Annotated in this window: 21 protein-coding genes; 9 read left to right on the forward strand and 12 right to left on the reverse strand. The window is 71.4% G+C overall.

From position 1 onward, the window contains the following. Positions 1–83: 83 nt before the first annotated feature. The gene (locus AOJ26_RS00195; RefSeq protein WP_053846070.1) at positions 84–707 is read right to left on the reverse strand and encodes a hypothetical protein; all 624 of its coding nucleotides are present in this window, start codon (positions 705–707) and stop codon (positions 84–86) included. Positions 708–875: 168 nt separating this feature from the next. Between AOJ26_RS00195 and dtd the strand changes: the two genes are divergently transcribed. Further along, positions 876–1301 carry a D-aminoacyl-tRNA deacylase gene (gene dtd / locus AOJ26_RS00200; RefSeq protein ID WP_053846071.1) on the forward strand — a complete coding sequence of 142 codons (426 nt, stop codon included), beginning with the start codon at positions 876–878 and terminating at the stop codon, positions 1299–1301. Positions 1302–1304: 3 nt separating this feature from the next. Here dtd and AOJ26_RS00205 read toward each other — a convergent pair whose 3' ends face one another. The 8 genes from AOJ26_RS00205 to AOJ26_RS00240 all read right to left on the reverse strand — a co-directional run bounded on the left by AOJ26_RS00205 (position 1305) and on the right by AOJ26_RS00240 (position 7685). After that, entirely contained in the window at positions 1305–2270 is a 966-nt protein-coding gene (locus AOJ26_RS00205) for a YgfZ/GcvT domain-containing protein (protein ID WP_053846072.1), read from the reverse strand. Positions 2271–2280: 10 nt separating this feature from the next. Next, complete coding sequence (locus AOJ26_RS00210; protein ID WP_053846073.1) at positions 2281–2718, reverse strand: Fur family transcriptional regulator; 438 nt, start codon at positions 2716–2718, stop codon at positions 2281–2283. Positions 2719–2750: 32 nt separating this feature from the next. Next, positions 2751–3326: an FABP family protein gene (locus AOJ26_RS00215; RefSeq protein WP_053846074.1), complete on the reverse strand. Its 576-nt coding sequence runs from the start codon at positions 3324–3326 to the stop codon at positions 2751–2753. Positions 3327–3550: 224 nt separating this feature from the next. Beyond that, complete coding sequence (locus AOJ26_RS00220; protein WP_053846075.1) at positions 3551–4435, reverse strand: hypothetical protein; 885 nt, start codon at positions 4433–4435, stop codon at positions 3551–3553. After that, the gene (locus AOJ26_RS00225) at positions 4432–5355 is read right to left on the reverse strand and encodes a hypothetical protein (RefSeq protein WP_234358386.1); all 924 of its coding nucleotides are present in this window, start codon (positions 5353–5355) and stop codon (positions 4432–4434) included. Before AOJ26_RS00225 ends, AOJ26_RS00220 begins: the two co-directional genes overlap by 4 nt. Before the next feature lie 2 nt (positions 5356–5357). Further along, positions 5358–6032 (reverse strand): hypothetical protein, encoded by a 675-nt coding sequence (locus tag AOJ26_RS00230; RefSeq protein WP_078959667.1) that lies wholly within the window; start codon positions 6030–6032, stop codon positions 5358–5360. 199 nt (positions 6033–6231) lie between these two features. Next, positions 6232–6993, reverse strand: a complete 762-nt coding sequence (locus AOJ26_RS00235; protein ID WP_053846076.1) for a hypothetical protein — start codon at positions 6991–6993, stop codon at positions 6232–6234. Continuing rightward, on the reverse strand, positions 6990–7685 hold the full coding sequence (locus AOJ26_RS00240) for a hypothetical protein (protein ID WP_063790208.1): 696 nt from the start codon (positions 7683–7685) through the stop codon (positions 6990–6992). Before AOJ26_RS00240 ends, AOJ26_RS00235 begins: the two co-directional genes overlap by 4 nt. Before the next feature lie 178 nt (positions 7686–7863). Between AOJ26_RS00240 and AOJ26_RS00245 the strand changes: the two genes are divergently transcribed. The 6 genes from AOJ26_RS00245 to AOJ26_RS00270 all read left to right on the forward strand — a co-directional run bounded on the left by AOJ26_RS00245 (position 7864) and on the right by AOJ26_RS00270 (position 11414). Then, positions 7864–8226, forward strand: coding sequence for a DsrE family protein (locus AOJ26_RS00245; protein ID WP_020140198.1), 363 nt, complete (start codon positions 7864–7866; stop codon positions 8224–8226). Positions 8227–8367: 141 nt separating this feature from the next. Next, entirely contained in the window at positions 8368–9096 is a 729-nt protein-coding gene (locus AOJ26_RS00250) for a DUF2993 domain-containing protein (RefSeq protein ID WP_053846078.1), read from the forward strand. A 391-nt stretch (positions 9097–9487) separates the two neighbouring features. Further along, positions 9488–10327, forward strand: a complete 840-nt coding sequence (locus tag AOJ26_RS00255) for a sulfurtransferase (RefSeq protein ID WP_053846079.1) — start codon at positions 9488–9490, stop codon at positions 10325–10327. Between the two features lie 59 nt (positions 10328–10386). Further along, the gene (locus tag AOJ26_RS00260) at positions 10387–10674 is read left to right on the forward strand and encodes a DUF1416 domain-containing protein (RefSeq protein ID WP_007382995.1); all 288 of its coding nucleotides are present in this window, start codon (positions 10387–10389) and stop codon (positions 10672–10674) included. Positions 10675–10747: 73 nt separating this feature from the next. After that, positions 10748–11008, forward strand: a complete 261-nt coding sequence (locus AOJ26_RS00265; protein WP_020140201.1) for a DUF3099 domain-containing protein — start codon at positions 10748–10750, stop codon at positions 11006–11008. Between the two features lie 10 nt (positions 11009–11018). After that, positions 11019–11414 carry a VOC family protein gene (locus AOJ26_RS00270; RefSeq protein ID WP_053846080.1) on the forward strand — a complete coding sequence of 132 codons (396 nt, stop codon included), beginning with the start codon at positions 11019–11021 and terminating at the stop codon, positions 11412–11414. Here the strand turns inward: AOJ26_RS00270 and AOJ26_RS00275 are convergent. Genes AOJ26_RS00275 through AOJ26_RS00285 form a run of 3 tightly spaced genes read right to left on the reverse strand, consistent with a single transcriptional unit; the run spans position 11411 to position 13741 of the window. Then, positions 11411–12586 carry a hypothetical protein gene (locus AOJ26_RS00275; protein ID WP_053846081.1) on the reverse strand — a complete coding sequence of 392 codons (1176 nt, stop codon included), beginning with the start codon at positions 12584–12586 and terminating at the stop codon, positions 11411–11413. The genes AOJ26_RS00270 and AOJ26_RS00275 overlap by 4 nt on opposite strands. Before the next feature lie 2 nt (positions 12587–12588). Next, positions 12589–12843 carry a MoaD/ThiS family protein gene (locus AOJ26_RS00280; RefSeq protein WP_007382997.1) on the reverse strand — a complete coding sequence of 85 codons (255 nt, stop codon included), beginning with the start codon at positions 12841–12843 and terminating at the stop codon, positions 12589–12591. A gap of 37 nt (positions 12844–12880) precedes the next feature. Then, on the reverse strand, positions 12881–13741 hold the full coding sequence (locus tag AOJ26_RS00285; RefSeq protein ID WP_078959669.1) for an alpha/beta hydrolase: 861 nt from the start codon (positions 13739–13741) through the stop codon (positions 12881–12883). Positions 13742–13860: 119 nt separating this feature from the next. Between AOJ26_RS00285 and AOJ26_RS00290 the strand changes: the two genes are divergently transcribed. Next, positions 13861–14628 carry a winged helix-turn-helix transcriptional regulator gene (locus tag AOJ26_RS00290; RefSeq protein ID WP_053846083.1) on the forward strand — a complete coding sequence of 256 codons (768 nt, stop codon included), beginning with the start codon at positions 13861–13863 and terminating at the stop codon, positions 14626–14628. A 119-nt stretch (positions 14629–14747) separates the two neighbouring features. After that, the gene (locus AOJ26_RS00295) at positions 14748–15770 is read left to right on the forward strand and encodes a LacI family DNA-binding transcriptional regulator (RefSeq protein ID WP_078959670.1); all 1023 of its coding nucleotides are present in this window, start codon (positions 14748–14750) and stop codon (positions 15768–15770) included. Positions 15771–15884: the final 114 nt, after the last annotated feature.

Genomic DNA, 15884 nt, shown 5'->3' on the forward strand with positions numbered 1-15884 from the left:
GTGGAGGTGTCGCGCACTTTTTCCCGCACCCCAAGCACCCCAAGCCCCCCAACCCCACGCACCCCGGGCGGCCGTGCGGTCCCTCAGGTCAGCAGGTCCTCCACCTGCGCCTCACCCTCCCGGTACCGCCGGGCGATCTCCCCGCTGCACTCGTCCGCCGTGCGCTGGAGCCGCTGTCGGCGGCCCGAGACCTGCTGCTCGTAGCGCACGAGCCGGGCCATCGCGGTGGTCAGTTCCAGATCGGTGCGGGCGGAGAGGTCCGAGAGCTCGACCTCGGCGAGCATCTCGGCGGCCAGCAGCCGGTACTCCTCGCTGTGCGGGGTGCCCAGCCGGACGTGGCGGGCCGAGGAACGGTGGCGGGCCGGGGCGTCGGTGAGGATCTCCGGGAGCCGCTCGACCACGGATGCCTCCGGGAGCCGTTCGAGCACCGAGCGCGTCGGTGACCTGCGCAGCAGCTCCGCGCGGAGGATGTCGATACGGCCCTGGAGCAGCCGTCGGACATAGCTGAGGTCGGCCTCGTCCCGCTGGGCGTCCCTGCGCAGGGCGCGCAGTTCGGGCAGGCTCAGCGTGGCGAGGTCCTGCTCGGGTGGATCGGGGGGCAGCAGGGGGCTGTCCGAACGCTGCGCGGGCGGCCGGAGCGGCTCCGGTTCCGACCTGTGGGCAACGCGGACGGGCCCGGAGTGCTGCCCGGTACTCGGTGTGCTCATGCGCCTCTACCGTCCCCTCGACCGGCGTGTGGAAGCATCGTGCCACCCCAAGTGGCCGCTATGTGACCGAGTGCCCCCGAACGGCCCCCAACGGCCCCAGATGGGGGGTTAAGGATCAAAAACAAACCCGAACACCGCCGCTCACCCGGTGACCGGCATGATGGGCACATGCGTGCAGTGGTGCAGAGGGTGGACGGCGCGAGCGTCGTCGTCGACGGGGAGACGGTCGGGGAGATCAGCGGCGAGGGACTGTGCGTCCTCGTCGGGGTCACCCACGAGGACACCAAGGAGAAGGCGGCCCAACTCGCCCGCAAACTCTGGTCGGTGCGGATGCTGCACGACGAGAAGTCGTGCAGCGACATCGACGCCCCGCTGCTGGTGATCAGCCAGTTCACGCTGTACGGCGACGCCCGCAAGGGCCGCCGCCCCACCTGGAACGCCGCCGCCCCCGGCGAGGTCGCCGAGCCCCTCGTCGAGGAGGTCGTCGCCCAGCTCCGCGCGCTGGGCGCGACGGTGGCCACGGGCCGTTTCGGCGCCCGGATGCGGGTCTCCCTGACGAACGACGGCCCGTTCACGGTCCTGCTGGAGATGTGAAGCTCAGGGCTCCACGACCACTTCCTGGGCAGCGGCCGTCGTGTCGGCGACGAGCCGGGCGTCCACCGGGACGTTCCGTTTGACCAGGGCGAGCGCGACCGGTCCGAGCTCGTGGTGGCGTACGGACGTCGTCACGAAACCGATCTTGCGGCCCTCGGCGCCCTCGTCCGCGAGCCGGATGTCGGCGCCGGCGGGCGGCAGATGGACCTCGCTGCCGTCCAGGTGCAGGAAGACCAGGCGCCGCGGCGGCTTGCCCAGGTTCTGGACGCGGGCGACGGTCTCCTGGCCTCGGTAGCAGCCCTTCTGGAGATGGACGGCCGTACCGATCCAGCCCAGCTCGTGCGGGATGGTGCGGTGGTCGGTCTCGAAGCCGAGGCGGGGACGGTGGTGCTCGACGCGCAGCGCCTCGTAGGCGAGCAGGCCGGCCGCGGGACCGGACTTCTCGGCGTACGACTCCAGGTCCGCGCGGGGCAGGAACAGATCACGGCCGTACGGCGTCTCGCGTACGACGACCCCCTCCGGCACCTCGGCGATGGAACCGGCGGGCAGGTGGACGACCGCGAACTCGTCCGTGCGGTCGGCGACCTCGACCCGGTAGAAGAACTTCATCGACTCCAGGTACGCGATCAGCGCGCCCTGGGTGCCGGGTTCGACGTGGGCCCAGACGGTCGTGCCGTCGTCGACGAGGTACAGCGCGTGCTCGATGTGCCCGTGCGCGGAGAGGATCAGCGCCTCGGTGGCCTGGCCCGTGGGCAGGTCGCTGACGTGCTGGGTGAGCAGCAGGTGCAGCCAGCTGAGGCGGTCCTCGCCGGAGACGGACACGACCCCGCGGTGCGAGAGGTCGACGAATCCGGTGCCGTCGGCGAGGGCGCGCTGCTCGCGGAACAGGTCGCCGTAGTGCGCGGCGACGCCTTCGTCCACGCCCTCGGCGGGGACGGCGCCGGGCAGGGACAGCAGAGGGCTCTTCATATGACTAAGCCTACGACTCGGTAGTTGAAGCCTTGAGAGAACAGTCCTTGCAGCGGCCGAAGATCGCGAAGTGCTTCATGTCGGTCTCGAAGCCGAACTCCTGCCGGAGCTTCGCGGTGAAGTCGGCGGCCACCTCGATGTCCGCCTCGATGACGTTCTCGCAGTCGCGGCAGACCAGGTGGATGTGGTGGTGGCGGTCGGCGAGGTGGTACGTCGGCGCCCCGTGCCCGAGGTGGGCGTGGCTGACCAGCCCGAGCTCCTCCAGGAGCTCCAGGGTCCGGTAGACCGTGGAAATGTTGACCCCCGACGCCGTCTTCTTCACTTCCGTGAGGATGGCGTCGGGGGTCGCGTGCTCCAGGGTGTCCACGGCTTCGAGGACAAGCTGGCGCTGCGGCGTCAGCCGGTAGCCGCGCTGCCTGAGGTCGCTCTTCCAGTCGGTGCTCACCACACCGGAAAGTCTAGGACCTCCCGGTGCGGGACCTACTTGAAGAAGGCGATCCCGTCGTCCGGCATATCGTCGGGGAGGGCCTTGGCCCAGCGCTCGACCTCTTCCGGGGTGACGACCTTCTTCAGGTGGGCCGACATGTAGGGCCGCAGCTCGACCTCGGGGGTCTGCTTCTCGCCGACCCACATGAGGTCGCTCTTGACGTAGCCGTAGAGCCGCTTGCCACCGCTGTAGGGCCCCGAGGCGGCCGTGCGCGCGACGGCGTCGGTCACCAGGTCGATCTGCGGCTTCTGGTCGGCCATCTCGCCGTACCAGATCTCCACGACGCCGTCGTCGCGGACCATCGTCACCTCGACCTTGCGGTCGGAGTCGATGCGCCAGAAGCCGTGCTCGGTCTCCAGCGGGCGGACCTTGTTGCCGTCATTGTCCAGGACCCAGGTCCGGGACGCGTACTCCAGGAAGTCCCGGCCGTCGTGGCTGAAGGTCACTTCCTGGCCGAAGTTGCACTTCTCCGAGCCCGGGAAGTCGTGCACGCCCGCGCCGGCCCAGTTGCCGAGCAGGAAGGCGAGCGGGACGAGGTCCTTGTGGAGGTCGGACGGGATCTCGATCATGAGTGGCGGTTCCTAGAGGGGGGTCAGCGCTGGCCCTGGTACAGCTTCTTCACGGTCAGGTAGGCGAAGGCGAGGACGCCGACGCAGACCAGGACCAGCAGGGCTTCGAAGAAGATCTCCACGGGGTGCTCCTCGGATGAGCGGAGTGCGGTGCATGTACACGGGCCGGGCCCCAGCTTACGCGGCCGTGAGGCGGCGGGCGGGGCGAGGCTCCCGTACGGGGTTCAGCCCAGGAGCTGGGCCTGGAGGGTCACCGTCTGCTGGAAGGGGACCGCCGGCGCCGAGCCCTTGCGGGACTGGAGGATCACCGCGAAGACGTCCCCCGCCGCGAGATAGCCCTCACGGACCTGCTCGCTGCCGTACGGCTTCGGCTCCTCGAAGGCGGTGCGGGTGATCCCGGACACGGCGGCCGCGGCCGGGAAGTCCTCGTCGTAGACGGCCTCGGCGGCACCGCGCACCTGGTAGGTCGGGCTGGTGTACGCCTGGACCTCGCTCGCCAGCTTGGACTCCACGACGTTCGCCGTACCGAACTGGAGCAGGTAGATCCTGGTCCGGGTGCCGTCCGGCATGGTCCAGCCGCGGGCCGCGATGTGGCGCAGGCCGGTGTCGACCAGCCTCTGTCCGAGATGCTCCCGGTGCTCCTTCAGCTCGAACTCCGCCAGGAAGTCCTTCGTCGCCAGCCAGCCGTCCGAGCCCCGCAACGCCGTGTTCTCCTCGGCCCCCTCGGGCGCGGGCAGGAGGAGGGCGCGCAGGTCGGCGTAGTGGGCCTCGGCCGCGTTGCCCGCGGCGAAGGGGCCGGGGCTGCCGGACGGCAGCGGCGGCTTCGTGAGCCGGGGATAGTCCCAGCGCCCGTCGGACAGGGTGGACAGCCCCGGTACGTCCGTGCGCTCCATCCCGGAGATCCCGTACGCCGTCGCCGTGCCGGCCGTCGCGAGGACCACGGCGGCCGCGGTCCAGCGCAGTACGGCGCGCAGCACCCGGCGGTCCTTCTTCACGCCGGCCGGTGCCGGTGCGTGCTGCGGCGGCACGTCGGGCTGCGGAGGTACGGCGGACTGCGGGGGCACGGCGGGCTGCGGGGGTGCGGCGGCGGCCTGCTGCTGCTCGGTCACACCGCCTCCCCGGGCTCCGCGATGCGGTCGAGCTGGGTACGGACGAGCATCGCGACCCCCTTGCTGTCGAGTGGGTGGGCGCCGTACGCCGTGACGGAGACCAGGACGTCTCCCACGTAGGCGGAGCAGAGCATCATGTCGAGGTCCTCGTCGTCGTCCGCGGACAGCCGGAAACAGCGGGCGTCCTCGTGGCCCTTGATCTTCGGTCCGTCCTCGAAGACGTCCAGGGCCGCGAGGAAGTCGTTCTGGGCCCTGGAGCTGTTGCGGACCGCCGCCCGGTTCGCCATCTGGGCGAGCACGACGCTGACCGAGTAGATGCCGTCGTTCGTGGAGGCGGCGGAGGTCTTCCCGCTGTAGTAGCTGCGCATGGCCATGCCGGAGATGCGCTGCCGGTCGATCTGCCGCTCCAACTGCTTGCGCTGGCTGCGGGGCAGGCCTCGCAGTGCCTCCTTGCGCAGGGCCGTGGCGCGGGCGCCGCTGAGCTGCGCGTCGGCCCCGAACTGGGCCAGGTCGGGGCCCCGGACCCAGCCGTCGGTGCCGTACGGGACGAGCATGCCGGCGAGCCCCCGCTGGGTCACCGCCGCCTTCTCCTCGACCTTGGCCGCGGGGAACTTCCAGGTCGGGGCCCCGGCGTCACGGTCGGCTCCCCGCACGGTCACCACCGTGCCGCCCACCCCGGTCACCAGCGCCGCGACCAGCAGGACCGAACCGGCGACAGCGGCGACGCGGCCGCGCCGTGCAGGCCCGCGGACCGGGGCGCCGGCCGGCACGGGGGCCTCGGCGACGGGCGGCGGTGCGGTCTCCGGCGTCTTCTCCTGCTCCGGTGCGGTCTCCGGCGTACTCCCCTGCTCCGGTGCGGTCTCCGGCGTCTTGCCCTGCTCCGGTGCGGTCCGCGGGTCCGTTCCCGGTGTCTCGTCCACGGTCACAGCCGCTCCATCTGCCGCTCAGCAAGGTCCATGATCATCTTCTTGGTGATCGACTTGGTCCCGTAGATCCAGACCTCCATCGACACGTCCCCGCGCCATGCGTGCGCCTCGGCCGTGTACTGGGGCAGATAGCCCGGCTCAATGTCCGGCCGGGTGTGCACGTAGGCCATGCCGTCGCCGGTCCCGGGGATCGACCAGCTGTCGGTGGCGGTCTCCTCCTCGGCCCAACCCTGGTGGATGAGACTGGAGTCGAGGGCGGCCATGGAGTCCTCCTGGCGGTACTGGACCAGCCGTATCTCCACGTTGTACGAGCTGCCGACCTCCCAGCCGACCACGGCGGACCTGCGGAACTCGTCGCCGACGAGGTCGGTGAACTTCTCACCGGGATCGGTGAATTCGTTCGCGTACGCGGCGATGTCCAGCCAGCCGTCACCGATCCAGTCGGCCTCCTTGGTCCCCGTGGGCTTCGTCAGCAGCAGCTTGCGCAGATCGCCCTCGGTCTTCACCCGCCGGTCCTGCGCGGCCGACAGGGGTTCGGGACCCGGGCCCTTCGCCTGTGCCAGCACCGGCTGGGACAGCGAGGGCAGCTTCGTCGGCTCGCGGTCCGCCTGGATCACGTAGCCGACGCAGCTTCCGGCGACGACGCCGAGTACGGCCGCGCCAGCGATCAACAGAGTCGTACGGCCCCGGCGGCGCCCGCCGGATCTCTCTTCGGGTCTCTCTTCGGGTACTTCCAACGCGTCCCCCACAGGACATGAAGCGCGCATTCCATATGCGCGCTCCACAGGAGACCCATGGCCAACACCCAGAGTTGTACGAAAGGTTGATCACGATCCGGACACGTCCGGAACGGCATGCCGGCGCAACCACTCAGGCGAGGAGCTGCGTCTGCAAGGCCAGGGTCTGCACGAACGGCACGGTGTCCACGGTCCCCTCGCGGGACAGGAGCACCACGGCCACCACATCCCCGGCGGACAGGTAGGCCTGCCGGACGTGCTCGGCGCCGTACGGCCGGGTCTCGTCGTACACGGAGCGACGGATCTCGGCGATGCCGGATGCGTCGGGGAAGTCCGCGTCGTGGACGGCCCGTTCGGCGCCGCGCACCCGGTGGCCCGGCGCGCCCTGGCGTGCCAGCTGTTGGTGGAACAGGTCGTCCGCGACCGCGGCCGTGCCGAAGCGGAGCAGGTAGACACGGGTGTGCGTGCCGTCCTCGGTGGTCCAGCCGCGTGCGGCCACATGCCGCAGACCGGTGTCGACGAGCGTCTGCCGGAGCGCGGCCCGGTCCGGCTCGGCGTACTCCGCCAGGAAGTCGTCGGTCGCCAGCCACCCCTCGGAGCCGCGCAGTGCCCGGTCCTCCACCGCACCCTTCGGCGCGGGCAGCACCAGGGCCCGCAGATCCGCGTGATGGGCACCCGGGTCGTCCTCGTCGGCGAACGGGGCGGGACTGTCGGAGGGCAGCGGCGCAGCGCTCAGGCGCGGGTACTCCCACAGGCGCTCCGTCGGCGCCGCGAGGCCGGGCACGTCCTCCCGGTCCAGGCGGGTGATGCCGTACGCGGTGGCGGTCCCTCCCACCGCGAAGACGGCCACGACGGCGATCCAGCGCAGGGCGGACACGGCCCTCGTCCTCTTCACAGCCGCTCCATCTGCTGTTGGGCCAGGTCCATGATCGTCCCCATGGGGACCGGGTCGGCGCCGTAGACCCAGATGTGCAGGGAGAGGTCGCCGCGCGACGCGTGCGCCTCCGCACTGAGACCGGGGGCGACGGCGGACTCGGCGGACGGCTCCGGGTGGACGTACGCCCTGCCCCCGCCGGTGCCGGGGATCGGCCGGCTCTCGACGTCCAAATCCTCCTGCGCCCAGAAGCGGGTGCTCTCGCTGTCGTCCTCGGGCGCCGCCGGAACCTCCTTCTGGCCGAACTGGACGAGGCAGATCTCCACCTCGTGGTCGCCCGTGTCCCAGCCGGTGACCGCTGCCCGGAGGAACTCCTGCTCTTCGAGGTAGGTCGCGCCGGCCTCGGGGTGCTCCCACGTGGCCGCGTAGTCCTCCAGGTACATCCAGCCCTGGGGCGCCACCCAGTCCGGCGTGGTCGCCCCGCTCGGCTTCGTCAGCAGCAGCTCCCGAAGATCCCCGTCGTTCCTGACCTTGCGGTCCTGCTCGGCGCTGAGCGGCTCCGGCTGCGGGCCACGGGCCCGCGGGAGGTCCGGCTGGACGAGCAGGGGCAGCTTCGGCTCCCGGGCCGCCTGGACCAGGTAGCCGGCGCATGTCCCGGCGACGACACCGAGTACGGCCGCGGCGGCGACCACCTGTCTCTTCGGGTCCCTCACGTACGTCTCCCCAGGGCGTGTGCCGCGCACTCCGCGTGCGCGCCGCACAGGAGACCGCTGGTCAGCGCCTCGGGTTGCGGCGGGGCCGGTCACGATCCGGACACGCCGGCCGAGGCGTCTGCTGCCGCCGGCGGTGATCGTCGCGGCGGTCCCGCCGCCGTCGCACTACGCTGCCCGCATGGCGAAGAAGCTCGTGATCAAGGTGACCGCCGGGGCCGACGCACCCGAGCGCTGTTCGCAGGCGTTCACCGTGGCGGCGGTGGCCGTGGCCAGTGGGGTGGACGTCTCGCTGTGGCTGACCGGGGAGTCGGCGTGGTTCGCGCTGCCGGGGCGGGCCGCGGAGTTCGAGCTGCCTCACGCGGCCCCGCTGCCCGAGCTGATCGAGGCGCTGCTCGCGGGCGGGCGGGTCACCCTGTGCACCCAGTGCGCGGCCCGCCGGGACATCACGGAGAAGGACGTCATCGAGGGCGTACGGATCGCGGGCGCGCAGGTGTTCGTGCAGGAGGCGCTCGCCGACGGCACGCAGGCGCTCGTCTACTGAGCGAGCTGAGCGGACTGTGCGGGCCCGCGGCCTGTCACAACTGGTCGACAATGCAAGGAACGCCTTACCCGGCGCGGTTAGTCTCACGCTCGACGGCCACCCGTCCGTCGACACCACCGCCGCTCTGGGGGAATCCACCGCATGCGCGCCCTGCGAATACTTCTGATCACCGCCGTGATTCTCGGCGGGCTGTTCGTCGCCGCCGACCGTCTGGCGGTCCACTTCGCGGAGGGCGAGGTCGCGGACCGGCTGAAGACTCAGGAGGGGCTGACCACGACGCCGAGCGTGGACATCAAGGGGTTCCCGTTCCTGACCCAGGTGGCCGGCGGTGAGCTCGACGACGTCGAGGTCGGGATGAAGGACTACGCCGCGGACACCGGGACCAGCGGCGGCACGATCCGCATCGACGACCTGAACGCCGCCATGAAGGGCGTCGCGTTCTCCGGCGACTACAGCTCCGCCACCGCCTCCACCGCCGCCGGCTCGGCGACCATCGCCTACGACCAGCTGCTGAAGGCGGCCGGGTCGCAGGAGGCCCGGCTCCCGCTGGGCGTCACCGCCAAGGTCGTCGGCCTCTCCGACGGCGGGAACGGCAAGATCAAGGTCGACATCAAGTTCAGCGCCCTGGAGAAGCCCGTCTCCGTGCTCAGCACCGTCAGCGTCGTCGACGGCGACACCGTGCGGGTGCACGCCGACTCGATCCCGAGTTTCGGGAACATCACCCTCGCCGATTCCGACTTCCGTTCGGTCGCCGACTTCGACCAGAAGGTCGAGGGTCTGCCCGGCGGCATCAAGCTCGACAAGGTCGAAGCGGGTGCGAACGGTGTGGAGATCGCGGTGAAGGGTTCGGACGTCAAGCTCGCCGGGTAGGACGAGCCTCGGGCCGGACCCCGCTCGTCCGACAGGCGAGACGGTGACGTCCGTACCGTAGATGTGATGACGGCTACAGCCGCCCGGGAACCGTGGGAGCGCGGCCCGGGCGGCTTTCTGGTCCCACATCCCGGACGATCGCATCTCAGCATGCGACACACCGGTGACATGCCGGTATGTCCGTCCCTACGATCGACCACTATGAAGCGACAGGCGGATCTCACGAAGCGGCGGGCAGTAGACCTGTGCCGCGTCGCCGCCATGCTCTGTCGCCCCTTCTGAGCGGACGGCACCGGCCTCCGCATCTCCTTGCCCTGGCGTCCCAGGGCATCCGTGCGCCCCGCGCACCCTTCCGCACGCCCCGCCGCAACTGCCCCGGAGGAGAAAGAGCATGAGCCGCAGCGACGTCCTGGTCGACGCCGACTGGGTCGAGGCCAACCTCGACAACCCGAACATCGCGATCGTGGAGGTGGACGAAGACACGTCCGCCTACGAGAAGAACCACATCCGCAATGCCATTCGGATCGACTGGACCAAGGACCTGCAGGACCCGGTCCGCCGCGACTTCGTCGACCAGGAGGGCTTCGAGAAGCTCCTCTCGGCGAAGGGCATCGCCAACGACACCCTGGTGATCCTCTACGGCGGCAACAACAACTGGTTCGCGTCCTACGCCTACTGGTACTTCAAGCTGTACGGCCACGAGAACGTCAAGCTGCTCGACGGCGGCCGCAAGAAGTGGGAGCTGGACGCCCGCGAGCTCGTCGAGGAGGTGCCCGAGCGCCCCACGACCGACTACAAGGCCAAGCCCCAGGACACCTCGATCCGCGCCTTCCGCGACGACGTCGTCGCCGCGATCGGCTCGCAGAACCTGGTCGACGTGCGCTCCCCCGACGAGTTCTCCGGCAAGCTGCTCGCCCCGGCCCACCTGCCGCAGGAGCAGTCGCAGCGTCCCGGCCACGTCCCGTCCGCGCGCAACATCCCGTGGTCGAAGAACGCCAACGACGACGGCACCTTCAAGTCGGACGAGGAGCTCAAGGAGCTCTACGCCGAGGAGCAGGTCGACCTCGCCAAGGACACCATCGCGTACTGCCGCATCGGTGAGCGCTCGGCCCTGACCTGGTTCGTGCTGCACGAGCTGCTCGGTGTCGAGAACGTCAAGAACTACGACGGCTCCTGGACCGAGTACGGCTCCCTGGTCGGCGTTCCGATCGAGCTCGGCGCCAACAAGTAAGAGACCCCGTCCAACCCGACCGGCCTTCCTTCCGGTCAGACCCCTCTTTGGAGAAAGACATGTGCGGAGCGAAGGCCGGCGGCCCGGACGCCTCGACGATCAAGCCCGGTGAGACCACGATCCAGGGCCAGGTGACGCGTGACGGCGAGCCTGTGGTGGGCTACGTCCGCCTCCTGGACTCGACCGGCGAGTTCACGGCGGAGGTCCCGACCTCCGCGACGGGCCAGTTCCGCTTCTACGCGGCCGAGGGCACCTGGACCGTCCGCGCCCTGGTTCCCGGCGGCACCGCCGACCGCACGGTCGTCGCCCAGCAGGGCGGGCTCGCCGAGGTCGCGATCGCCGTCTGAGGCAGGTCAACAGGCCGAAGGGCCGTACCCCTGGGGTACGGCCCTTCGGCCTGTCCGGGCCTACGCTGGAACCATGTTGGCGCGACGACGGCATGTCTACTTCGCCATGATGGGCACGTGCATCGGCCTGTTCGTCCTGGCGTGGGGAGTCGTGCGGCTCTGGTCGGTGCCGGTGGCCGTGGGGATGTGCGTGGTCGCCATGGTGATCCCGCCGCTCGCCGCGATGGTCGCCAACCGGCGCGGCCCCGACGACCGCTGGTGGGACGACCCCTCCGGCGACCCCAAGTCCGACGAGTGGTGGGACGAGCTGGACGGGAAGAAGCGCCGGCAGTAGGAAGGCGGGCATGTCGTCTTCCGCGAGGCTGTCCACCGTCGTGCTCGACGCCCACGACGCCCACGAACTGGCCGCCTTCTACCAGCGCCTGCTCGGGTACGTGGTGCGCGCCGAGGAGCCCCACTGGGTGCTCATCGGCCCGCCGCCCGGCACCACGGGCACGTCCCTCGCCTTCCAGACCGAACCCGAGTACGTCCCGCCCGTGTGGCCCACGCGCAAGCCCGGCGACCAGCAGATGATGCTGCACCTGGACATCGAGGTGGACGACCTGGAGGCCGAGACCGCGCGGGCGGTGGCGGAGGGGGCACGGCCGGCCGAGCACCAGCCGCAGGACGACGTGCGGGTGCTCCACGACCCGTCCGGGCACCCCTTCTGCCTGTGGACCGGGACTCCCCCCGCGGCCTAGCCGACCGCGCGGCCCAGGATGTACACGGCCGGGGCCGCCGCGGCCAGGGGCAGGGCCACGCCTGCCGTGAAGTGCACGAAGCGGGACGGGTAGTCGTAGCTCGCGACCCGGTGGCCGATCAGTGCGCACACCGCGGCGCCCGCGCCGAGCAGGGCACCCTTCGCGCCGAGGCCCGTCATCCCGCCGACGGCGATGCCCGCGCCCGCGGCGGCGAGCAGCGCGACGACCACGGAGGCCGGGGTCGGCAGGGGCAGCGCGCGGGCCAGGACCGCCACGGCCACCGCGGCCGCGCCGACCGTCACCGCGTCCGGGTCGGCCGCGAGGTGGCCGGTGGCGACGATCGCCAGGGCCGCCGAGGCGACGGTCGCCATCAGACCGTACATCCGCTCGTCGGGGTCGGCGTGCGAGCGGAGCTGGAGCACCAGGCTGAGCAGGACCCAGACGCCGAGGGTGCCGAGGATCGCCGCGGGGCCGTGCTCCCGGCCGGCCGTCAGCAGGGCCGCGTCCGCCACCAGCGCGCCGAGGAAGGCCAGCGCGATGCCCTGGCGGGCGGGCCACATGCCGTTCAGCCGGAACCAGCCGGCCGCGGTGACGGCCTGGAGGAGGACGAGGGGCACGAGGAGGGCGTACGACCCGACGGCCGCCGCACCGGAGAGCAGCAGGCCGAGCAGCGCGGTGAGCGCGGCGGGCTGCATGCCGGGCTCGATGACCGGGGACCGGCCCTCCAGCCGGGCGCGCTGGGCGTCGGTCACGCGCGCGTTGCCGGCGAGGGTGGCGGGGCCGTACTCGGAGGAGGTGGGGCCCACGGCCGGGGCTGGCTCGCCGGGTCCGGGGGGCGTGGCCGGCGCGGGACCGTAAGCGCCCGGTCCGGGAGCCCCGGCCGCGTGACCGTAGGGCGCCGAGCCGTAGGCGGCCGGACCCTGTCCCGGAGCGGCCGGTCCCTGCCCGCCCGGGTCGTACCCCTGGGACTCCGCGTCGTACGTCTGCTGGGGCAGGTACGACGTCTCCGCGGCACCCGCGACCGGCGCCTGGACCTGGGTCTCCCAGGTCTGGCCCTGCCACTGCTGGGTGTACTGCTGGGCGGCCTGCGGGTCCTCGTACCCCTGCTGGGCGTGGGCCGGCCAGCCCTGCTGCGGGTACTGGTCGTAGCCCTCGTACGGCTGGTTCGTCATCGTCACCCTCCTGCGAACGGCGGGAGCACCTCGACCGTGCCGCCGTCGGCCAGCCGTACCGTCTCATGTCCGCGGGTGCCCACGGGGTCACCGTCGACGAGGAACGAGCATCGCCGCAGGACCCGCACGAGCTCGCCGGGGTGTCGCTCGCGCGCCGCGTCCAGCGCCTCGGCGAGCGTGGCCGCGTCGAACGGCTCCTCGGCGATCCCGGCCGCGGCCTTCGCGGCGGCCCAGTAGCGCACCGTGACCTTTGGCATCCGCTTCCTCAATCGTTCGGTGGTGTACGGGGCCAGGCTAGCCGCCCGCTGTGACAGCCCAGTCCCCGATCCGGTCGAGGAGCTCGTCGCCGACCGCGTGCTCGGCGTGGCCCATGGGCTCGATCCACAGCTCGGCGTGGTCGCCGGCGGCCTCCGCGAGCATCCGCGGGTGGTCCAGGGGGAAGTAGCCGTCGCGGTCGCCGTGGACGATGAGCAGCGGGGTGGGGGCGATCCTCGGGACCGCCTCGACCGGGGAGAGGGGGACCGGGTTCCACTCGCGGTGGTGGATGCGGGTGCGGAAGCCCCAGCGGCCCACCGCGCGGCCCGCGGGGCGGGTGACCAGCCAGTGGAGCCTGCGCATGGGGGCCGTGCCCCGGTAGTACCAGCGGGCCGGCGAGCTGACCGAGACCACCGTGTCCGTGTGCGCGTCCGTGCGGCCGCCGGCCTCCCGCCGGTACAGCGCCGCGTGCCGCAGCACCACCGAGCCGCCCATGGAGAAGCCGACGGTCGCCACGCGTGCGTGGCCGAGTTCGCGGGCCCACGCCACCGCGGCGGCCAGGTCCAGCACCTCGCGGTCGCCGACCGTCGAGCGGCCGCCGGAGGCTCCGTGGCCGCGGAAGGAGAAGGTGACCACGCCCGCGTACCGCGTCAGCGCCCGCACCACCCGGCGAACATGCGGGCGGTCCACGTCGCCGGTGAATCCGTGCGCGATCACGAACGCCAGGTCACGCGCGGGTGGCCGGGACGGGTCGTATACGGAGGAGGGCGGATCGTATACGGAATCGATCGTCACACCGTCGTCGGTGTGCAGAAACGTCCGTATAGGTGCGTGTCTGCGTGTCTCAGAGTGCGGACTCCCGGTGGAACGCACCACACGACCTGCCGGATCAATGCTCATGTGGGCTATTCTCGTCGGAACAGGACTCGGGCAACGCAGCCCCCGGGTCCTTTTGTGCTTTCGGATACCCCTGTATACGAAGGCCATGACCCTCGCGGGACCGAGGAGGAACCAGACGTATGAGTTCTCTGCTGCTCCTGACCAACGCCCTCCAGCCGTCGACGGAGGTGCTCCCGGCCCTCGGCCTGCTCCTGCACAACGTGCGCGTGGCGCCCGCGGAGGGCCCCGCCCTCGTCGACACCCCCGGTGCCGACGTCATCCTCATCGACGGCCGCCGTGACCTGCCCCAGGTCCGCAGCCTGTGCCAGCTGCTGCGCTCGACCGGGCCCGGCTGTCCGCTCATCCTCGTCGTGACCGAGGGCGGCCTCGCCGCCGTCACCGCCGACTGGGGCATCGACGACGTCCTCCTCGACACCGCGGGCCCGGCCGAGGTCGAGGCGCGGCTGCGGCTGGCCATGGGCCGCCAGCAGATCGTCAACGACGACTCCCCCATGGAGATCCGCAACGGCGACCTGTCGGTCGACGAGGCGACCTACTCCGCGAAGCTCAAGGGCCGGGTCCTCGACCTCACCTTCAAGGAGTTCGAGCTCCTCAAGTACCTCGCCCAGCACCCGGGCCGCGTCTTCACGCGCGCGCAGTTGCTCCAGGAGGTGTGGGGCTACGACTACTTCGGCGGCACCCGGACGGTCGACGTGCACGTACGGCGGCTGCGCGCGAAGCTCGGCCCCGAGCACGAGTCGCTGATCGGCACCGTCCGGAACGTCGGTTATCGATTCGTTACGCCCGAGAAGGGCGAGCGGGTCACCGACGAGGCGAAGGCCAAGGCGGACCGGGCAAAGACGGAGGATGCGGACGAGACCGCCGCCCTTGAGGACGTAGAGGCTTAGCGGGTCCCGCGCATGGGCATGGCTCCGGCACCGGCGCGTCCCCGCACCCCCCGCGACGGGGGTACAGGGACCTCCTTCACGCCCTGCCCAGAGCGGGTCCATCCGCGTAGACTCCGCGCGTGGCCAAGGTAACCAGGGATGACGTGGCGAGACTCGCGGGGACGTCCACCGCGGTGGTCAGCTATGTCATCAACAACGGACCCCGGCCGGTCGCCCCGGCCACGCGCGAGCGTGTCCTCGCCGCGATCAAGGAGCTGGGGTACCGGCCCGACCGGGTCGCCCAGGCGATGGCGTCGCGGCGCACCGATCTCATAGGACTGATCGTGCCGGACGCGCGCCAGCCGTTCTTCGCGGAGATGGCGCACGCGGTCGAACAGGCCGCGTCCGAGCGCGGCAAGATGGTGCTGGTCGGGAACTCCGACTACATCGGCGAGCGCGAGGTCCACTACCTGCGGGCGTTCCTCGGCATGCGGGTCTCCGGGCTGATCCTGGTCTCGCACGCGCTGAACGACAACGCGGCCGCCGAGATCGAGGCCTGGGACGCCCGGGTCGTCCTGCTGCACGAGCGGCCCGAGGCGATCGACGACGTCGCCGTCGTCCTCGACGACCTCTCCGGCGCCAAGACCGCCGTCGAGCACCTGCTGGGCCACGGCTACCCCTACGTCGCCTGCATGGGCGGCACGGCCGACACCCCCTCCGTCGGCGACCCGGTCTCCGACCACGTGGAGGGCTGGCGGCAGGCCATGGACGAGGCCGGGCTCCCGACCGAGGGGCGGCTGTTCGAGGCGCCGTACAACCGCTACGACGCGTACAAGGTGGCGCTGGAGATCCTCGCCGGGCCGCGGCGCCCGCCGGCCATCTTCTGCTCCACCGACGACCAGGCGATCGGCCTGCTGCGGGCCGCGCGCGAGCTGCGCATCGACGTGCCGGGCGAACTGGCGGTCATCGGGTTCGACGACATCAAGGAAGCCGCGCTCGCGGACCCGCCGATGACGACCATCGCCTCGGACCGTTCGGCGATGGCCCGGGCCGCCGTGGACCTGGTGCTGGACGACGGGCTGCGGGTCGCAGGCTCCCGCCGGGAGCGGCTGAAGGTGTTCCCGTCGAAGCTGGTCGTGCGCCGCTCCTGCGGCTGCGAGTGAGTTTCCTGAAGACCGTCTGAGAGGGCCTGACCGAAGGCCAGCGGCGGCTTTATATCGGGCATACGAGGTTCTGCCGGGCTTCTCAGCGAGCACTCAGGAAGCTCTCATGGTCGC

Origin of the sequence: Streptomyces sp. NRRL B-24085 (assembly GCF_001282115.1) — a bacterium.
Lineage (GTDB): Bacteria > Actinomycetota > Actinomycetes > Streptomycetales > Streptomycetaceae > Streptomyces.